Raw genomic sequence first — 19,179 nt, 5'->3', positions numbered from 1 at the left:
CATTGCTTTGTCTCTCGCAAGGAAAAGCGACCGCTCCTTAAAGTAGGGTAGAGCCCTAAACACTCAGTCAGACTGTTTCTCTGACACCCGGAGGCATCGTGAAATTAAAATTCGATCTTAAGAAGAAAAACGGCAATGCACGTCGTGGTCAACTGACTTTCGAACGCGGCACTGTTCAAACTCCTGCGTTCATGCCAGTAGGTACTTACGGTACCGTTAAAGGTATGACACCAGAAGAAGTAAAAGGTACTGGTGCAGAAATTCTGCTAGGTAATACGTTCCACCTGTGGCTACGTCCTGGTCAAGAAGTGATGAAAATGCACGGTGACCTGCACGATTTTATGAACTGGCACGGTCCTATTCTTACTGATTCAGGCGGCTTCCAAGTATTCAGCCTTGGTAAGATGCGTACGATCACTGAAGAGGGTGTTCACTTTCGTAACCCAGTAAACGGTGACAAGATTTTCATGGACGCAGAAAAGTCGATGGAAATTCAAAAAGACCTGGGCTCTGACATCGTTATGATTTTTGACGAGTGTACGCCTTACCCAGCGACACACGATGAAGCGAAGAAATCGATGGAAATGTCATTACGCTGGGCACAGCGTTCACGTGACCACTTCGAGAAGCTAGAAAACCCGAACAACCTATTTGGTATTGTCCAAGGTGGTGTTTACGAAGATTTACGTGATGTGTCGGTAAAAGGCCTAACGGAAATCGGTTTTGACGGTTACGCGGTTGGTGGTTTGGCAGTAGGTGAGCCTAAAGAAGACATGCACCGTATTCTTGAGCATACTTGTCCTCAACTTCCTGAAGACAAACCTCGCTACTTGATGGGCGTAGGTAAGCCAGAAGACTTGGTTGAAGGTGTTCGTCGTGGTATCGACATGTTTGACTGTGTAATGCCAACGCGTAACGCACGTAATGGTCACTTATTTGTGACTGGTGGTGTGATCAAGATCCGTAATGCGAAACATAAAACGGATACAACACCATTGGATCCGCATTGTGACTGTTACACTTGTCAAAACTACAGCAAGTCGTACCTTCACCATTTAGAGCGTTGTAATGAAATCTTAGGCGCTCGCTTGAATACAATCCATAACCTGCGTTACTACCAGCGTCTGATGGAAAGCATTCGTAAAGCAATTGATGAAGATCGCTTCGATGAATTTGTTACTGAGTTCTATGAGCGTCGTGGCCGTGAAGTGCCGCCACTAGCAAAAGAGCAGTAATTGAAAAACTAAAAGAATTAAAGCCTTTGGCATGTCGCCAGAGGCTTTTGCTAATAAAGTAGGCTAACGCACGTTATTTTTGAGAGAGCGATCTCTATTAGTTACTCTCAGACTTGAATCTAAAATGCGAAAGCCCAATTTGTTTGATTATCAATAAAATATAATGAGGATGTTTTAATGTTTATTTCTCAGGCTCACGCAGCAGCAGAAGGCGCGCCAGCAGGCGGTGGTTTTGAAATGCTAATCATGCTTGGCATGTTCGCAGTGATCTTTTACTTCATGATTTACCGCCCACAAGCGAAACGCGTAAAAGAACACAAAAACCTAATGGCTTCTATGGGCAAAGGCGACGAAGTTTTAACTAGCGGTGGCCTAGTGGGTAAAATCACTAAGATTGCTGAAGACAATGACTACATTTCAATTGAGCTTAACGCGAACAATGAAGTAGTAATCAAGAAAGACTTCATCACTGCAGTGCTACCAAAAGGTACGCTTAAGTCTCTATAAAACAGCTAAAGGATCCTCGCTGTGCTAAACCGTTATCCATTATGGAAGTACTTGATGGTGCTTTTTGCCATCATCACCGCTGCGTTATACGCACTTCCAAATATCTACGGTGAAGATCCGGCTATTCAAGTTACAGGGGCGCGTGGCGCCTCTGTAGATATGTCAACGCTGGATGCTGTCACTACTGCTCTTAACAAAGAGCAACTTTCTCATAAATCCATTGCTCTCGAAGATGGATCAATTCTTGTTCGTTTTAACGACACTGACACACAAATCAGTGCTCGTGATGTCATCAGCGAAGCGCTAGGCAAAGACACAATTGTTGCACTTAACCTTGCACCTTCTACACCCGATTGGCTAGAAGCGATTGGCGCGTCACCATTGAAGCTAGGTCTTGACCTTCGCGGTGGTGTTCACTTCTTAATGGAAGTGGATATGGATGCAGCGATGGAAAAGCTTGTTGGTCAACAAGAAGAAGCTTTCCGTAGCGAACTTCGTGACGCCAAGATTCGTTACCGTGCAATCCGCCCTTCTGGAAAAGAAGCGGTAGAAGTGTTGTTGCGTAACGAAGAGCAATTAGCAGAAGCGAAAGCAACGCTAGAAAAGAATCACCCGGACATGATTTTTGTCGATTCTGATTCAAATGGCCGTTACGCTCTTACTGCAACCTTTACTGAGCAACGTTTACAAGAGATCCGTAACTATGCTGTTGAGCAAAACATTACGATTTTACGTAATCGTGTCAACGAACTAGGTGTTGCGGAACCATTGGTTCAACGTCAAGGTGCTAGTCGCATTGTAGTTGAACTGCCTGGTGTTCAAGACACTGCTCGTGCAAAAGAAATTCTCGGAGCTACGGCAACGCTTGAATTCCGTGAAGTTGATGATAAAGCTGACCTATCGGCAGCGGCAAATGGTCGTGCGCCAGCAGGTAGTGAAATCAAGATGGACCGTGATGGTCGCCCAGTTGTGCTTAAGAAGCGCGTTATTCTTGGCGGTCAAAGCATCACAGATGCAAGCTCAAGTGTTGATGAATATGGTCGTCCACAAGTTAACATCTCGCTAGACAGCGAAGGTGGTAATAAGATGTCTGCGTTCTCTAAGAAGAACATTGGTAAGCTAATGGCTACCGTGTTTGCAGAATACAAAGACAGTGGCCGTCGTACGCCTGAAGGCAAAGTTATTCTGGATAAGCATGAAGAAGTCATCAACCAAGCAACGATTCAATCGGCTCTTGGTCGTAACTTCCGTATCACAGGTATCGACTCTGCTGCAGAAGCACACAACCTAGCACTTTTACTACGTGCTGGTGCACTGATTGCACCTATCTCTATCGTTGAAGAACGTACCATTGGTCCATCAATGGGCCAGCAAAACATCGATATGGGTATCCAAGCATGTATCTGGGGTATGGTTGCCGTAATGCTATTTACGCTGCTTTACTACCGCGGCTTTGGTTTGATTGCAAACATTGCTCTAATGGCAAACTTAGTGCTTATCATTGGTGTTATGTCGATGATTCCAGGCGCTACCATGACGCTTCCGGGGATAGCCGGTATCGTGTTAACAGTCGGTATGGCGGTTGATGCGAACGTACTGATCTTCGAGCGTATCCGTGAAGAAATTCGTGATGGACGTAGTCCACAACAAGCGATTCACCAAGGTTACGCGAATGCATTCAGCACGATTGCTGATGCGAACATCACAACACTAATTACTGCAATCATTCTATTTGCGGTCGGTACAGGTGCGGTGAAAGGTTTCGCAGTTACTCTATCTATCGGTATCTTAACTTCAATGTTCACCGCCATTATTGGTACACGTTGTATCGTGAACCTGATCTACGGTGGCAAACGCGTTGATAAATTGTCGATCTAAGGCTGGGAATTAATATGTTTCAAATTCTAAAAGCAGAGAAGACGATCGGCTTTATGCGTTGGTCGAAAGTAGCATTCGTTTTTTCAATTATAATGATTGCTGCTTCTATCTTCACTTTGTCAACCAAGTGGCTTAATTGGGGTCTAGATTTCACTGGCGGTACTCTTATCGAGGTCGGTTTTGAACAGCCAGCAAACCTTGAAGAGATTCGTGCAGCACTAGATTCAAAAGGCTTTGGCGATGCGACAGTACAAAACTTCGGTAGTGCTCGTGAAGTCATGGTTCGTCTTCGTCCACGTGATGACGTTTCTGGTGAAACGCTAGGTAACCAAATCATTGGTGCTATCAAAGATGGTACTGGCGAAAGCGTAGAAATGCGTCGTATTGAGTTCGTAGGTCCCAACGTTGGTGATGAGCTAACAGAAGCTGGTGGTCTAGCGATCTTGGTATCGCTGATCTGTATTCTGCTTTATGTATCGATGCGATTTGAATGGCGTCTAGCGGCTGGTGCGGTAATGGCATTGGCTCACGATATAATTATCACGCTAGGTGTCTTCTCGTTTCTACAAATTGAAGTTGACCTGACTATCGTAGCTGCGCTACTGACGGTTGTGGGCTACTCACTCAACGATACCATCGTTGTATTTGACCGGATTCGTGAAAACTTCCGTAAGATGCGTAAGGGTGAACCTTCAGACATTATGGACGCCTCAATCACTCAAACGTTGAGCCGTACATTGATTACATCTGGTACGACGTTGTTCGTGGTAATTGCACTGTTCATGCAGGGTGGTGCTATGATTCACGGCTTTGCAACCGCACTTTTACTCGGTATCACTGTAGGTACTTACTCTTCTATCTACGTAGCATCAGCACTGGCTCTAAAACTGGGTATCCAGAAAGAGCACTTGATGCCACCTCAAGTAGAAAAAGAGGGTGCAGAGTTCGACGAAATGCCATAAGGCAGATTGAGAACCGAAAACAAAAACCGCTGAACAATCAGCGGTTTTTTTATGCCTGATAGATTTGAAAGTTTCATTTTTTTTTGAGGTACTTCCAGCTTGAATTGTAGTTTTTTGATTGAGTTGAATATCGGAAGTATGTTCAACAATTTCGGGAGGAAATAATGTCAAGGCAAGCTGAAATAAAAGTACAGTTACTGAAGTTTGTAGAGATTTCTTACAAGCACAATAAAGGTGTTACCACCAAGCTAGTTACTGGAGGGAAAAGGTTCAAGTTAGCAGTTGATGAGTCAGGTAAAGTAACTTTATCTGGTGAGCTTGGATTTACTAAGTTTGAAGTTTCAAAAGAAATGGTTGAAGAGCTGGGCATAAAATTAAAAGCCGTTTCTGTTACTTTTAAAACTACTCGTGATGGTGTTTTGACATACAGTGGGAGTGTTTCTCTTTTTGGTGTTGTTTCCTTTGGAGTTACTGGGCAGGTAAATGTCCGTGAGCTTTTAGAGCAGTGCGAGTGGGGGCTTTGTAAGTACAGATTTAAGCCGAGTAAAATTGATCAAGCGCTCCGTGAAGCTGGGGTTTAGTTGGTTATGCTAAATAGAATTCTACCTATTCCGGTTTTACTAAGTGTTTCAACGCCCTGCATCGCAAGTCCACTCCACGATACTTACCTTGATATACGTAATAATTTATACAAGATGCAGTATATAGAGGTGGTAGAAGCTATGGCAGGACCAAATCTATCGATTGAAGAGCTGAACAGTATTAAGTCTCACCCAATAAAATTTGGTCATCAATTTCCATTTTTATCATCTATCCCATCAAGTTTGGTTACAGAGCTGTCTTACTTTGAAGAGTACAGTGAGGATGGAGGAGTTGGATGTCTTTCTGTAAACGGCTTTGGTGATGTATACCAGCCAGTCACGGTTTCGCTGCAGTTTTTAATGAAGGAACAAATATGGAAGGTTAAGCACGTAAAAATAGACCACTTATCTGACTACGACCGTTTCTACAAACAGGCTGATTGTTCGAAATAAAAAAGCCCCGCTCAATGAGCGGGGCTTTCTAAAGTCATCAGCGTGACGGGCTATATATGACTTTCAAATCTTACTTAAGGATCGCGCTGTTACCGTTTTCGCGGATGTGCTTAAGGATAGATTTTACGCCACGAGCGCTTGAAGCAACGATGTTACCAGACTTCATGTAGTCAGTGCCGCCAGCAAAGTCTGTTAGGATTGCGCCAGCTTCACGAGCAATAAGCTCACCTGCTGCCATATCCCAAGGTTTTAGGCCTAGCTCGAAGTAACCATCAACACGGCCAGCAGCCACGTAACAAAGGTCAAGAGCAGCAGAGCCGCTACGACGGAAATCAGCACATTCAGTGAATAGCGCACCAACGATCTTGATGTAAGACTCAGCGTGTTGTTTCTGCTTGAATGGGAAGCCTGTTGCTAGAACAGTACCTTGAAGGTCTTTTAGTTGAGCAACACGAATACGTGCACTGTTTAGTTGAGCGCCGGCACCGCGTTGTGCAGTGAATAGCTCGTTTTGCATTGGATCGTAAACACAAGCAACTTCAGTTTTGCCCTTAATACGAACAGCGATAGAAACCGCGAAAGTTGGGTAACCTTTTACAAAGTTAGTGGTGCCATCCAGTGGGTCGATGATCCATTGTACGTCTTTATCTTTACCTTCGATAAGACCTTGTTCTTCAGCAACGATACAGTGCTCAGGGTAAGACTGCTTGATAGTATCGATGATGATGTATTCTGCTTCTTTGTCTACGTTAGTGACAAAGTCATTAGTGCCTTTAAGAGTAGATTCTACTTTATCAGTGTTTTCTAATGATTTAGCAATATGATTGCCTGCCTTTCGCGCAGCGCGAATAGCAATGTTTAGCATTGGATGCATACGAATTTCCCAACGGATGTTAAAGAACAAATGAAAGCGGCGGCGAGTATACCAGAGATAATCAAAAAGGGAAGTGGTTATTTTTTACTCTAATTGCGGCCGACTGAGTGTACAGATCATACTGCGGACGAGAACAATAACCAAGAATGAGAAGAGAGGTCTGCTTGCCTCTAGGGTGTCTTAAAAAACTATGATAACATTCTGCGGTTTTAATTTAGGTAGCAAACACAGATGTTGGATCAAGTAAAAATTGTACTCGTAGGTACCTCTCATTCAGGCAATATTGGCTCAGCAGCTCGAGCAATGAAAGTGATGGGTTTAAACCAACTAGTATTAGTCGATCCACAATGTGAAGTGGATGAACAAACTCTTGCTTTAGCTGCGGGTGCTGGTGATATTGCTCAAAATGCAAAGATTGTCGGCACATTAGAAGAAGCAGTTGAAGATTGTGGCCTTGTTGTGGGTTCTAGCGCCCGCTCTCGTACATTAGAATGGCCAATGCTCGAGCCACGTGAATGCGGTGAGAAATTTGCAGTTGAAGGCCGAAAGCATCCGGTTGCGCTCGTGTTTGGCCGAGAAAGAACTGGTTTGACAAACGAAGAGCTACAAAAGTGCCACTACCATGTTTGTATTCCCGCTAATCCTGAGTACAGCTCGCTTAACCTAGCGATGGCTGTACAAACTCTCAGTTACGAAGTGCGAGTTGCACACTTGAACTTAGAGCAAAGCCAGTTTTCCCCAAATGAATCGGAAGAATACCCGCGTCATCGAGAACTCGAATTGTTCTTCGAGCATCTTGAAAAGGTGATGGTTGAGACCCAGTTTATTAACAAAGAGCAACCTGGACAGGTGATGAATAAGTTGCGCCGTTTGTTCTCTCGTGCTCGACCAGAAACCCAAGAACTTAATATTCTACGAGGCGTTTTGACTTCGATAGAAAAGAAGTTCTGAGTGAATAATAACCACTTTAGATGTGAGGATGAATACCTGAGTAAAATGGTCAAATAAATACTTGACCAAATTACTCAGGTATGGAAAAATCTTAACCATTACAAACCATGTGGATACGGTGTGGTATGAAACTTACATCTAAAGGAAGATATGCGGTGACAGCCATGCTGGATGTGGCACTGCATTCGCAACAAAACCCTGTACCTCTGGCTGATATTTCAGAGCGTCAAGGGATCTCGCTCTCTTACTTAGAGCAGCTATTTTCAAAATTGCGTAAAGCAGGTCTCGTTGCCAGCGTTCGTGGTCCTGGTGGTGGTTACCGACTTGGTGCCGACGCTCACAGTATCGCTATTGGTACCGTGATTGCTGCCGTTGATGAGTCAGTAGATGCAACCAAATGCCAAGGTAAAGGAGATTGCCAAGGTGGAACACGTTGCCTTACTCACACGCTGTGGCGTGACCTAAGCTCTCGCATTAGTGACTTCTTGAATAACATCACTCTTGGTGAGTTGATGACAGACAATGAAGTACTCGAAATTTCTGATCGTCAGGACATTGATCTGGCGGTAACCCATGGGCTATCAAACAAAAATACAACCGCCGCGCCCATCGGTGTAAACGTCCGCTCTTAGCGGTCAGCTTTTTACATTGGAGTAGAGAATGAAACTGCCGATTTATCTTGATTATTCCGCTACATGTCCAGTTGATCCACGTGTTGCTGAAAAAATGGTTCAGTACATGACAATGGATGGCACATTTGGCAACCCAGCGTCACGTTCGCACCGTTACGGCTGGCAGGCAGAAGAAGCGGTCGATACTGCTCGTGAGCAAATTGCTGACCTTCTAAATGCAGATCCTCGCGAAATCGTATTTACATCTGGTGCGACAGAATCAGACAACCTTGCGATTAAAGGTGCAGCGCACTTTTACTCGAAGAAAGGCAAGCACGTAATCACTTGTAAAACAGAGCACAAAGCCGTTCTTGACCCATGTCGTCAACTTGAGCGTGAAGGCTTTGAAGTGACTTACCTTGAGCCAGAATCAAATGGCTTGATCGATCTAGAGAAGCTTAGAGCAGCCATGCGTGATGACACCGTGCTTGTGTCTATTATGCATGTAAACAACGAGATTGGTGTGGTTCAAGACATTACAGCGATCGGCGAACTGTGCCGTGAGCGTAAAATTGTTTTCCACGTGGACGCTGCGCAATCTGCAGGTAAATTACCAATCGACGTTCAAGAGATGAAAGTTGATCTAATTTCACTTTCTGCTCACAAAGTATACGGCCCTAAAGGTATCGGTGCACTTTACGTACGTCGTAAGCCTCGTATTCGTCTTGAAGCGCAAATGCACGGTGGCGGTCATGAGCGTGGTTTCCGCTCTGGTACACTACCTACTCACCAAATCGTAGGTATGGGTGAAGCATTCCGCATTGCAAAAGAAGACATGCAAAAAGATTACGATCATGCTTTAGCGCTTCGTAACCGTCTTTTTGATGGCGTGAAAGACTTAGAAGCAGTGACGGTAAACGGTGACTTTGAGCAGCGTGTACCACACAACCTAAACATCAGTTTCGCATTCGTAGAAGGTGAATCACTACTAATGTCGCTTAAAGATCTAGCGGTATCTTCTGGTAGTGCTTGTACGTCTGCAAGCCTTGAGCCTTCTTACGTTCTTCGTGCCCTAGGCATGGATGACGAATTGGCTCACAGCTCGGTTCGTTTCTCGTTTGGTCGTTTCACGACTGAAGAAGAAATTGATTACGCAATTGAACAAATCCGCGTTGCAGTGACTAAGCTACGCGACATGTCTCCTCTATGGGATATGTACAAAGAAGGGATTGATTTGAGCACTGTTGAATGGGCTCACCATTAATCTCAGGGATTGAAATAGAGGATTCGAGGTAATTTATCATGGCATACAGCGAAAAAGTAATTGATCACTACGAGAACCCACGTAACGTTGGTTCATTCGATAAAGAAGATCCATCAGTAGGTAGCGGCATGGTTGGCGCTCCTGCGTGTGGTGACGTAATGAAGCTTCAAATCAAAGTGACACCTGAAGGTATCATCGAAGATGCGAAGTTCAAAACATACGGTTGTGGTAGTGCAATCGCATCAAGCTCACTAGTAACTGAGTGGGTAAAAGGTAAGTCAGTTGATGAAGCGGCAGCAATTAAAAACTCTGAGATTGCTGAAGAGCTAGAGCTTCCACCAGTGAAAGTTCACTGTTCTATTCTTGCTGAAGATGCAATCAAAGCAGCGGTTGCTGACTACAAGAAAAAACACCAAGAATAATTATTCCGTAATATAATGGGAGCTTTGACGCTCCCATTCCAATCGAAATTTAGACAGACTAAGGTGCAGTATGGCCATCACAATGACAGAATCAGCGGCAAGTCGCGTAAGAGCATTCCTAGATAACCGAGGCAAAGGTATCGGTTTACGTCTTGGAGTGAAGACGACTGGTTGTTCCGGCATGGCATACGTACTTGAGTTTGTTGATGAGCTCAATGAAGAAGACGAAGTATTTGAACTCTCTGGAGTGAAAATTATCATCGATCAAAAGAGCTTAGTGTACCTAGATGGTACTGAATTGGATTACGTGAAAGAAGGGTTGAATGAAGGTTTTGAATTCAACAACCCTAACGCGAAAAGTGAATGTGGTTGTGGTGAAAGCTTCAACGTCTAATTGATTGTCCTTCTGGGCAAACGAGTCCGGAAGGCTTTACTAGGACCCGAACTTAATGAATCACTTTGAATTATTTGGGCTACCAAGTCAGTTTAAGCTGGATGGTAGCCTTCTTTCTTCTCAGTTCCGAGAACTACAAAAACGCTTCCACCCGGATAACTTTGCAACGGGCTCAGAACGTGACCGTTTGATGGCGGTGCAAAAGGCGGCGCAAATCAACGATGCCTATCAAGTTCTGAAAAATCCTATTTCTCGCGCCGAGTATATCCTCGCAGAGCAAGGTGTTGAGATCCGAGGTGAACAGCAAACAATGCAAGATCCGATGTTCTTAATGGAGCAAATGGAACTGCGCGAAGAACTGGAAGAGATTGCTGACAGCTCCGATCCCGAATCGGCGCTTTTTGACTTCGATTCTAAGGTCAGCAAAATGTACAAACAGCATCTGGCAAGCGTCGAGCAAGAGCTTGATGATGGTCTATGGGCTGAAGCCGCAGACCGAGTTCGTAAGCTAAAATTCATTGCCAAACTAAAGAACGAAATTGAGCTAGTCGAAGACAAACTCCTCGGCTAGTAAGCGTGACAAGGACCTATCATGGCACTACTTCAAATCGCAGAACCGGGCCAAAGCTCGGCACCTCATGAGCATAAGTTAGCAGCGGGTATCGACTTAGGTACTACCAACTCTTTGGTTGCTTCTGTACGTAGCGGCGATGCAACTCCACTTGCGGACGAGCAGGGCCGTACTATTTTACCTTCAGTCGTTAATTACGCTGAGGAAACGTTAACGGTCGGCCACGAAGCCAAAGCCAAAGCAGAGTTTGAACCAGAGAACACGATTATCTCTGTAAAACGTTTGATCGGTCGTTCATTAAAGGACATTCAGTCCCGTTACTCTTCACTTCCTTATCGTTTTAAAGAGAGTGAAAACGGCCTGCCAATTCTGCAAACACCTCAAGGTGACAAAAACCCGATTGAAGTATCTGCGGACATCCTAAAAGTATTGGGTAAGCGAGCTGAAGATACGTTAGGTGGTGAGTTAGCAGGTGTCGTTATTACCGTTCCTGCTTACTTTGATGACGCGCAACGTGCAGGTACAAAAGATGCGGCGAAATTAGCTGGTCTTCATGTTCTCCGTCTACTTAATGAACCAACCGCTGCGGCAATTGCTTATGGCCTAGACTCTGGTCAAGAAGGTGTGATTGCGGTTTACGATCTAGGTGGCGGTACTTTTGATATCTCTATCCTACGTTTATCGAAAGGCGTATTTGAAGTATTAGCAACAGGTGGCGATTCTGCATTAGGCGGTGACGACTTCGACCATCTATTTGCCGATTATTTAATGGAGCAAGCGGGTCTAGAAGCTCCGCTTTCTGCAGAAAAGAACCGTACACTGTTGAACATTGCTACTGAAGCTAAGATTGCTTTCTCTGAGCAAGACAGTGTTGACGTTGACGTTTTTGGTTGGAAAGGCACCGTGACTCGCGAGCAGTTCGAAGATCTGATTCGTCCGCTAGTGAAGAAAACCCTGATGTCTTGCCGCCGTGCGCTGAAAGATGCGGATGTAGATGCGGAAGATGTACTTGAAGTAGTCATGGTCGGTGGCTCAACACGCACATTGCTTGTACGAGAAATGGTTGGCGAATTCTTTGGCCGTACACCACTGACAAGCATTAACCCAGATGAAGTCGTCGCAATCGGTGCGGGTATTCAAGCTGATATCCTAGCGGGTAACAAACCTGACTCTGAAATGTTGCTTCTTGATGTGATTCCACTGTCGCTCGGTATTGAAACCATGGGTGGTTTGGTCGAGAAGATCATCCCCCGCAACACTACGATTCCCGTTGCGCGTGCGCAAGAATTTACCACATTCAAAGATGGCCAAACGGCGATGAGTGTTCATGTGGTACAAGGTGAACGTGAAATGGTTGATGACTGTCGTTCACTTGCTCGCTTCTCGTTAAAAGGTATTCCTCCGATGGCAGCGGGTGCGGCACATATTCGCGTGACTTACCAAGTTGACGCAGATGGCCTTCTTTCTGTTACGGCAATGGAGAAGAGCACTGGTGTTCAATCAGAGATTCAAGTAAAACCTTCTTACGGCTTAAGTGACAATGAAGTGGCGGATATGTTGCGTGATTCAATGACGCACGCAAAAGAAGACATGCAAGCTCGTGCCTTAGCTGAGCAGCGTGTTGAAGCCGACCGAGTGATAGAAGGTTTGATTGCAGCGATGCAAGCTGATGGTGATGACTTACTATCAGAACAAGAGAAACAAAACTTGATTAAAGCCATCGAAGCCTTGATTGAGCTGCGTAATGGTGATGATGCAGATGCGATAGAGCAAGGCATTAAAGATACCGATAAAGCGAGCCAAGATTTCGCATCACGCCGTATGGATAAATCGATTCGAGCTGCGTTGTCAGGTCAATCAGTAGACGATATATAAGAGATAAGTAGTTATGCCTAAGATTATTGTATTACCACACGACGATTTGTGCCCAGAAGGTGCAGTGTTGGAAGCAAACTCTGGTGACACCGTTCTAGACGTAGCGCTAAAAAACGGTATCGGTATTGAACATGCGTGTGAGAAGTCATGTGCGTGTACTACCTGCCACGTAATCATCCGTGAAGGTTTTGATTCACTAGAAGAAAGTGAAGAACTAGAAGACGACATGCTAGATAAAGCGTGGGGTCTAGAGCCTGAGTCACGCCTAGGGTGTCAGGCGAGAATTGCTGATGAAGACTTGGTGGTAGAAATTCCTAAATACACACTAAACCACGCTTCAGAAGATCACTAAAACTATCTTCCCAATATAGGGAAGAAGCAAAAGGAAGATGAGCAATGAAATGGACAGATTCTCGCGATATCGCGATTGAACTTTGTGACAAGTTTCCAGATGTCGATCCAAAAACAGTGCGTTTTACCGATCTTCATCAATGGATCATGGAGTTAGATGAGTTTGACGATGAGCCAAACCGTTCTAATGAAAAGATTCTAGAAGCCGTTATCATGTGCTGGATGGACGAAGCAGACTAAGTCTGTAAAACACAGCCTAGTTAACAATTCTTACTAAAAAAAGCGGACCTTTAGGTCCGTTTTTTTATCCAATTGACATTTTTGCCCTACATAATGCTAACATCCGTGAGTTATTAAAAAGAAGCAGCGTAGGCAACGCTGCTATAAGACAAGGAGAAACCATGTCTACACAGATGTCTGTATTTTTAAGTCAAGAGTCGGCAGCACCACATTGGGGTGAAAAAGCACTGCTTTCATTCGCTGAAAACGGCGCAACTATTCACTTAGGTCAAGGTCATGATCTCGGCGCAATTCAACGTGCAGCTCGTCAGCTAGATGGCCAAGGAATTCGTTCTATTTTTCTTTCTGGTGATAACTGGGATCTAGAGAGCGTATGGGCTTTCCACCAAGGGTTCCGTAACCCTAAAAAACATGGCTCAGTTGAGTGGGCAGCATTGTCTGATGAAGATCAAGCAGAGCTTCAAGCTCGTATTACTTCGACTGATTTTACCCGCGATATTATCAACAAAACGGCAGAAGAAGTTGCTCCTCGTCAGCTAGCGACAATGGCTGCTGAATTCATCAAATCTGTTGCGCCGAAAGGCACGGTGACAGCACGTATCGTCAAAGACAAAGACTTGTTGGCAGAAGGTTGGGAAGGTATTTACGCAGTAGGCCGTGGTTCTGAGCGTACTTCTGCGATGCTTCAGTTAGACTACAACCCAACTGGTGACGAAAACGCACCTGTATTCGCATGTCTTGTGGGTAAAGGCATCACCTTTGATTCCGGTGGTTACAGCTTGAAGCCTTCTAACTTCATGAGTGCAATGAAAGCAGATATGGGTGGCTCGGGTACTATCACTGGTGGCCTAGGGTTAGCTATCTTACGCGGTTTGAACAAGCGCGTAAAACTGATCTTGTGTTGTGCTGAGAACATGGTTTCTGGCCGTGCCCTTAAGCTTGGCGACATCATCACTTACAAAAACGGCAAAACCGTTGAGATTATGAATACCGACGCGGAAGGTCGCTTGGTGCTTGCAGACGGTCTTATCTACGCCAGTGAGCAAAAGCCTGAGTTAATTATTGACTGCGCGACGCTAACAGGCGCAGCGAAGAATGCGTTAGGTAACGATTACCATGCGCTAATGAGCTTTGATGATGAGCTATCGCATCAAGCGCTTACGGCGGCAAACCAGGAAAAAGAAGGCTTGTGGCCGCTACCACTTGCTGATTTCCATCGAGAAATGCTGCCATCTAATTTTGCCGATTTATCGAATATCAGCTCTGGTGATTATTCTCCGGGTGCAAGTACTGCAGCTGCATTCTTGTCTTACTTCGTTGAGGACTACAAAAAAGGCTGGTTACATTTCGACTGTGCGGGTACGTATCGTAAAGCCGCTTCTGATAAATGGGCTGCGGGAGCAACGGGTATGGGTGTTCGTACACTTGCTCGTTTCCTCAATGAGCAAGCTGGAAAATAAGATTGATTGCAGCACTCTCTTGTTTGAGTGCTGCTCTTACCCAGTAAGTCACTTTAAAAGCACAACTATTATTACAAGTACAGAAAGGAAATTTTATGGCTCTAGAAAGAACATTTTCAATCATTAAGCCTGATGCTGTAGAGCGAAACCTAATTGGTGAAATCTACAATCGTATTGAAAAGGCTGGCCTACGTATCATCGCTGCCAAAATGGTTCACCTGACAGAAGATCAGGCAAGCGGCTTTTATGCAGAGCATGAAGGTAAAGAGTTTTTCCCTCCTCTAAAAGAGTTCATGACATCTGGTCCTATTATGGTTCAGGTATTGGAAGGCGAAAATGCGATTGCACGTTACCGCGAGCTAATGGGTAAAACCAACCCAGAGGACGCGGCATGTGGCACTTTGCGTGCTGATTACGCACTCAGCATGCGTCACAATTCAGTTCATGGTTCAGATAGCCCTGAGTCTGCCGCTCGTGAAATTGAGTTTTTCTTCCCTGAATCAGAAGTTTTCTCTCGCTAACTCGTTCATGCATCACTTTTGCGTGATGATCTAGTTCGTAATAACCTCGGAATTGTCCGAGGTTTTTTATTCCGCATTCTCCATTTCACCGGCGAGTTCATTCGTAATTATTCGCGAAGATATTGGCTAATCTGAGCATTTTACAGAGGTGAAAGCTTAGTTACGTGTGTTTGTTCTCACTGTTTTCTCTGTACCACTTCTACGCTTTTGTTGTCGGTTGTCTAATCATTATTCTCACCGTAAAGTCTGATTAAAATTTAATCGTTTTTATTTTAATGCCTTAGCAAACTCAGGGTCTTACACCCCTTGTTGTAGCTGCATAAAGGCTGTACAATTCGCGCCCTTATTCTTGTTTCAGTCATTGAGAGGCAACATGACCACTGAAAAAATCAATCTACTCGACTTTGATCGCAAAGGCATGCGTCAGTTTTTCGCGGAAGAACTTGGCGAGAAAGCGTTTCGTGCTGATCAGGTTATGAAGTGGATCTACCATTTCGGTGTAGATGACTTCGAAAAAATGACAAACATCAACAAGAAGCTGCGCGAAAAGCTTTTACACAAGTGTGAAATTAAAGCTCCAACTGTAGCAGAAGCCCAGCATTCTTCAGACGGCACGATCAAGTGGGCAATGAAGGTTGGTGATCAGGATGTAGAAACGGTTTACATTCCAGAAGATGATCGCGCAACGCTTTGTGTATCTTCTCAAGTAGGTTGTGCATTGGAATGTAAGTTCTGCTCAACAGCACAGCAGGGCTTTAACCGTAACTTGAAAGTTTCAGAGATCATCGGTCAGGTGTGGCGTGCTGCACGTGAAATTGGTCTTGAGAAAGAAACAGGCCGTCGCCCAATTACGAACGTGGTGATGATGGGCATGGGTGAGCCGCTTCTTAATATGAAGAACTTGATTCCAGCACTGGAGTTAATGTTGGATGACCTTGGCTTTGGTTTGTCGAAGCGTCGCGTAACCGTATCAACATCAGGTGTGGTTTCTGGTCTTGATCAGATGACGGGCAAAATCGACGTTGCGTTGGCGATCTCTCTTCATGCGCCAAACGATAAGCTGCGTAGTGAAATCATGCCAATTAACGATCGTTGGGATATTCAAGATTTCCTAGCATCCGTTCGTCGTTACATTGCTTCATCGAATGCAAACCGTGGCAAGGTAACAGTCGAGTACGTGTTGCTTGATCATGTGAACGATGACATGGACCATGCACGCGAGCTGGCTGAATTGATGAAAGACACACCATGTAAGATTAACTTGATTCCGTTTAACCCGTACCCAGGTTCACCTTACAAGAAACCAAGTAACTCACGTATTGATCGCTTCCAAAAAACATTGATGCAATACGAGCACACAGTTACGGTTCGTAAAACGCGTGGTGATGACATTGATGCCGCATGTGGTCAGTTGGTCGGTGATGTAATTGACCGAACTAAACGTACGGCAATGCTGAAAGCGTCACGCGGTGCCGATACCATTGAAGTGAAAGCTGTATAAACGACCGGAATTCAAAAATAGCCAGAGCCATTCGCTCTGGCTATTTTGTTTATTGTTTAGGACATTTTCGCCAAGATTTGGGACTATCACTCTTCAACTTAAGGTTATTTGGGTATAATTTCGAATTCCTTTGTCAAAGTTTGGACAAAAGCTTGAGCTATCTGTTAGTTTGAGTGTAAAGAGTTTTTGTCTTCGTTGCGCATTCGCTTATCATGATATGTAACACTAACGATGACACCGATAATTCTCAGCACTTTCTCACATACGTTTTGCTGATTTTTGCAAAACGGGTATTCGCACTCAGATCGCTGAGAGTTTCTTAAAACTATTATTTTTGGTTAACGCGTTTAGGCTAGCTATCTTTAAAGAGGCTTAAGAACAATAACGAAAATACATGACCACGTTAGCCACTAAAACAGATTAAATACCGCCATTATGACAGAACACGAAAATACGAATGAAGTGCCACTCTCTATTGAAGCTGGCACATTACTGAAAAACAAACGTGAATCCTTGGGAATGAGCCAAAAGCAAGTTGCCGATCGCCTGAGGCTTCGCATTTCTGTGATTGAAGATATTGAAAATAACCGATTTGAATCTCAACAAGTCGCGACATTTACACGTGGTTACTTACGCTCTTACGCTAAATTCGTAGGTCTTGATGAGAAGGTGGTTTTGACGGCGTTAGAGCAGACTGCCGATGCTCAGCCTCAAGAGCAAGAAATTGAAATGCAAAGCTTCTCTCGTAAAACAAAAGACGAGAAGCACAATAGCCGTATTATGCTCCTTACTTGGGTTATCGGGCTGGTCATTATTGGCATTTCAGCGGCATGGTGGTGGCAAAACCAACAAGAGAATAGCCTAACTAAGGAAGTAACGGATTCAAGTGTTGAAGCGCCGCAGCCCACTGCTCAAGAATTAGCTGATATCGATTTGATGACGGCTGAAGAGTTAATCGCAAGCACTCCTGAAGAAGTTGCTTCAACTAATGAAGGCGTTGCTGAATCGACTGAAGCATCCGTTGAGCAAGGGGCGGATCCTTTGCTGACTGAAACTGAAAATACAACAAGCGTAGATTCTGAAGAACCTGTTGCCGTGATTGAAGCGGCGGAAGAGGAACAGCCTGCGCCAGTAGTACCTGAAGGCATGACACTTCTTACTATGAAGTTTAAAGCGGACTGTTGGATTCAAGTAAAAGACACCAATGGTAAAACGCTGGTAAGTGGTACTCATAAGCCAGGACAAGATGTAGAACTTACCGGAAAAGCGCCATTTAAAGTGATATTGGGCGCACCGGAAGGGGTTACAATGACATTTGCAAGTGAACCTGTCGACCTTTCTGGGTATACTTCAGGCAAAGTAGCTAGATTCACTCTACCGTTATAAAAAATTATGCAACACGAATCTCCAATTATTCGTCGTAAATCGACGCGTATTTATGTGGGTGATGTGCCAATTGGTGATGGTGCGCCAATTGCAGTACAGTCAATGACTAACACTCGCACGACTGACGTAGAAGCGACAGTCGCTCAAATCCGAGCACTAGAAAAAGTCGGCGCAGATATCGTTCGAGTTTCTGTACCTACGATGGACGCAGCAGAAGCTTTCAAACTGATTAAACAGCAAGTTTCTGTACCATTAGTGGCTGATATTCATTTCGACTATCGTATCGCGCTGAAAGTTGCGGAGTACGGAGTTGACTGTTTACGTATCAACCCAGGTAACATCGGCAATGAAGAACGCATTCGCGCTGTTGTCGATTGCGCTCGCGATAAAAACATCCCGATCCGTATTGGTGTCAATGGTGGATCTTTGGAAAAAGACCTACAGATGAAATACGGTGAGCCAACGCCAGAAGCCTTGGTTGAATCGGCGATGCGTCACGTAGACCATCTCGATCGTCTTAACTTTGACCAATTTAAAGTTAGCGTGAAAGCTTCAGACGTTTTTCTTGCGGTGGATTCATATCGTCTGCTGGCGAAGAAAATCGATCAGCCTCTTCATTTAGGTATCACAGAGGCGGGTGGTGCTCGAGCTGGCGCTGTTAAGTCATCTGTTGGCTTAGGTATGCTGTTATCTGAAGGGATAGGCGATACGCTGCGTATCTCTTTGGCTGCCGATCCAGTTGAAGAAATCAAAGTCGGTTTTGACATCCTTAAATCTCTGCGCATTCGCTCTCGAGGCATCAACTTTATTGCGTGCCCAAGCTGCTCACGCCAAGAATTCGATGTGATTGGTACGGTGAATGCACTGGAGCAACGTTTAGAAGACATCATCACGCCAATGGATGTGTCTATCATCGGTTGTGTGGTAAACGGCCCTGGTGAAGCAGAAGTTTCTCACTTAGGTCTAGCAGGTAGTAACAAGAAGAGCGCATTCTACGAAGATGGTAAACGCCAGAAAGAGCGCTTTGATAACGATGACCTTGTGAATAAGCTAGAAGCTAAGATCCGTGCGAAAGCAGCTATGATGAATGGCGAAAACCGCATCGAAGTTAAAGTACAAGATTAATCTCAACGAGAATTACG

Annotated in this window: 21 protein-coding genes; 20 read left to right on the top strand and 1 reads right to left on the bottom strand. The window is 44.7% G+C overall.

Annotated features, from left to right (window positions below; all coding sequences use genetic code 11):
• Positions 1-98 precede the first annotated feature (98 nt).
• The 6 genes from tgt to R8O10_RS10170 all read left to right on the top strand — a co-directional run bounded on the left by tgt (position 99) and on the right by R8O10_RS10170 (position 5,616).
• Positions 99-1,235: a tRNA guanosine(34) transglycosylase Tgt gene (gene tgt, locus R8O10_RS10195; protein ID WP_005381727.1), complete on the top strand. Its 1,137-nt coding sequence runs from the start codon at positions 99-101 to the stop codon at positions 1,233-1,235.
• A gap of 177 nt (positions 1,236-1,412) precedes the next feature.
• Positions 1,413-1,742 carry a preprotein translocase subunit YajC gene (yajC, locus tag R8O10_RS10190; protein ID WP_005381725.1) on the top strand — a complete coding sequence of 110 codons (330 nt, stop codon included), beginning with the start codon at positions 1,413-1,415 and terminating at the stop codon, positions 1,740-1,742.
• Between the two features lie 21 nt (positions 1,743-1,763).
• On the top strand, positions 1,764-3,620 hold the full coding sequence (gene secD, locus R8O10_RS10185) for a protein translocase subunit SecD (protein ID WP_005381724.1): 1,857 nt from the start codon (positions 1,764-1,766) through the stop codon (positions 3,618-3,620).
• Between the two features lie 14 nt (positions 3,621-3,634).
• A complete protein-coding gene (gene secF, locus R8O10_RS10180; protein WP_005383689.1) occupies positions 3,635-4,582 on the top strand; it encodes a protein translocase subunit SecF in 948 nt (315 codons plus the stop codon).
• A gap of 164 nt (positions 4,583-4,746) precedes the next feature.
• Entirely contained in the window at positions 4,747-5,163 is a 417-nt protein-coding gene (locus tag R8O10_RS10175) for a hypothetical protein (RefSeq protein WP_017633921.1), read from the top strand.
• Positions 5,164-5,304: 141 nt separating this feature from the next.
• Positions 5,305-5,616: a hypothetical protein gene (locus R8O10_RS10170; protein ID WP_017633920.1), complete on the top strand. Its 312-nt coding sequence runs from the start codon at positions 5,305-5,307 to the stop codon at positions 5,614-5,616.
• Between the two features lie 70 nt (positions 5,617-5,686).
• On the opposite strand, the gene suhB is transcribed toward R8O10_RS10170, so the two are convergent.
• A complete protein-coding gene (suhB, locus tag R8O10_RS10165) occupies positions 5,687-6,490 on the bottom strand; it encodes an inositol-1-monophosphatase (RefSeq protein WP_005381722.1) in 804 nt (267 codons plus the stop codon).
• Between the two features lie 231 nt (positions 6,491-6,721).
• Between suhB and trmJ the strand changes: the two genes are divergently transcribed.
• The 14 genes from trmJ (at position 6,722) to ispG (ending at position 19,162) form a co-directional block, all read left to right on the top strand.
• On the top strand, positions 6,722-7,441 hold the full coding sequence (gene trmJ / locus R8O10_RS10160; RefSeq protein WP_017633919.1) for a tRNA (cytosine(32)/uridine(32)-2'-O)-methyltransferase TrmJ: 720 nt from the start codon (positions 6,722-6,724) through the stop codon (positions 7,439-7,441).
• A 125-nt stretch (positions 7,442-7,566) separates the two neighbouring features.
• Positions 7,567-8,073 carry a Fe-S cluster assembly transcriptional regulator IscR gene (gene iscR / locus R8O10_RS10155; RefSeq protein WP_005381720.1) on the top strand — a complete coding sequence of 169 codons (507 nt, stop codon included), beginning with the start codon at positions 7,567-7,569 and terminating at the stop codon, positions 8,071-8,073.
• Positions 8,074-8,101: 28 nt separating this feature from the next.
• On the top strand, positions 8,102-9,316 hold the full coding sequence (locus tag R8O10_RS10150; RefSeq protein ID WP_005381719.1) for an IscS subfamily cysteine desulfurase: 1,215 nt from the start codon (positions 8,102-8,104) through the stop codon (positions 9,314-9,316).
• A 38-nt stretch (positions 9,317-9,354) separates the two neighbouring features.
• Positions 9,355-9,738 carry a Fe-S cluster assembly scaffold IscU gene (iscU, locus tag R8O10_RS10145; protein WP_005381718.1) on the top strand — a complete coding sequence of 128 codons (384 nt, stop codon included), beginning with the start codon at positions 9,355-9,357 and terminating at the stop codon, positions 9,736-9,738.
• A gap of 70 nt (positions 9,739-9,808) precedes the next feature.
• Positions 9,809-10,132 carry an iron-sulfur cluster assembly protein IscA gene (gene iscA / locus R8O10_RS10140; protein ID WP_005381717.1) on the top strand — a complete coding sequence of 108 codons (324 nt, stop codon included), beginning with the start codon at positions 9,809-9,811 and terminating at the stop codon, positions 10,130-10,132.
• A 55-nt stretch (positions 10,133-10,187) separates the two neighbouring features.
• Positions 10,188-10,703, top strand: coding sequence for a co-chaperone HscB (hscB, locus tag R8O10_RS10135; RefSeq protein WP_017820566.1), 516 nt, complete (start codon positions 10,188-10,190; stop codon positions 10,701-10,703).
• Between the two features lie 21 nt (positions 10,704-10,724).
• Complete coding sequence (gene hscA, locus R8O10_RS10130) at positions 10,725-12,578, top strand: Fe-S protein assembly chaperone HscA (RefSeq protein WP_053302969.1); 1,854 nt, start codon at positions 10,725-10,727, stop codon at positions 12,576-12,578.
• Between the two features lie 13 nt (positions 12,579-12,591).
• On the top strand, positions 12,592-12,930 hold the full coding sequence (gene fdx / locus R8O10_RS10125; protein WP_005381713.1) for an ISC system 2Fe-2S type ferredoxin: 339 nt from the start codon (positions 12,592-12,594) through the stop codon (positions 12,928-12,930).
• 44 nt (positions 12,931-12,974) lie between these two features.
• Complete coding sequence (gene iscX, locus R8O10_RS10120) at positions 12,975-13,169, top strand: Fe-S cluster assembly protein IscX (protein ID WP_005381711.1); 195 nt, start codon at positions 12,975-12,977, stop codon at positions 13,167-13,169.
• 161 nt (positions 13,170-13,330) lie between these two features.
• Positions 13,331-14,629 carry an aminopeptidase PepB gene (gene pepB / locus R8O10_RS10115; protein ID WP_054575091.1) on the top strand — a complete coding sequence of 433 codons (1,299 nt, stop codon included), beginning with the start codon at positions 13,331-13,333 and terminating at the stop codon, positions 14,627-14,629.
• A gap of 95 nt (positions 14,630-14,724) precedes the next feature.
• Positions 14,725-15,150 (top strand): nucleoside-diphosphate kinase, encoded by a 426-nt coding sequence (gene ndk, locus R8O10_RS10110; RefSeq protein WP_005381702.1) that lies wholly within the window; start codon positions 14,725-14,727, stop codon positions 15,148-15,150.
• A 373-nt stretch (positions 15,151-15,523) separates the two neighbouring features.
• Positions 15,524-16,651, top strand: a complete 1,128-nt coding sequence (locus R8O10_RS10105; RefSeq protein ID WP_017633913.1) for a bifunctional tRNA (adenosine(37)-C2)-methyltransferase TrmG/ribosomal RNA large subunit methyltransferase RlmN — start codon at positions 15,524-15,526, stop codon at positions 16,649-16,651.
• 435 nt (positions 16,652-17,086) lie between these two features.
• The gene (rodZ, locus tag R8O10_RS10100; RefSeq protein ID WP_005381700.1) at positions 17,087-18,037 is read left to right on the top strand and encodes a cytoskeleton protein RodZ; all 951 of its coding nucleotides are present in this window, start codon (positions 17,087-17,089) and stop codon (positions 18,035-18,037) included.
• A 6-nt stretch (positions 18,038-18,043) separates the two neighbouring features.
• Positions 18,044-19,162: a flavodoxin-dependent (E)-4-hydroxy-3-methylbut-2-enyl-diphosphate synthase gene (gene ispG / locus R8O10_RS10095; protein WP_005381699.1), complete on the top strand. Its 1,119-nt coding sequence runs from the start codon at positions 18,044-18,046 to the stop codon at positions 19,160-19,162.
• The last annotated feature ends 17 nt before the right edge of the window (positions 19,163-19,179 follow it).

Origin of the sequence: Vibrio sp. 1727, from assembly GCF_033344415.1 — a bacterium.
Taxonomy (GTDB): Bacteria; Pseudomonadota; Gammaproteobacteria; order Enterobacterales; family Vibrionaceae; genus Vibrio; species Vibrio alginolyticus.
Note: the sequence above shows the minus strand (reverse complement) of the source record. Positions and strands in the feature narration are given on the sequence as shown.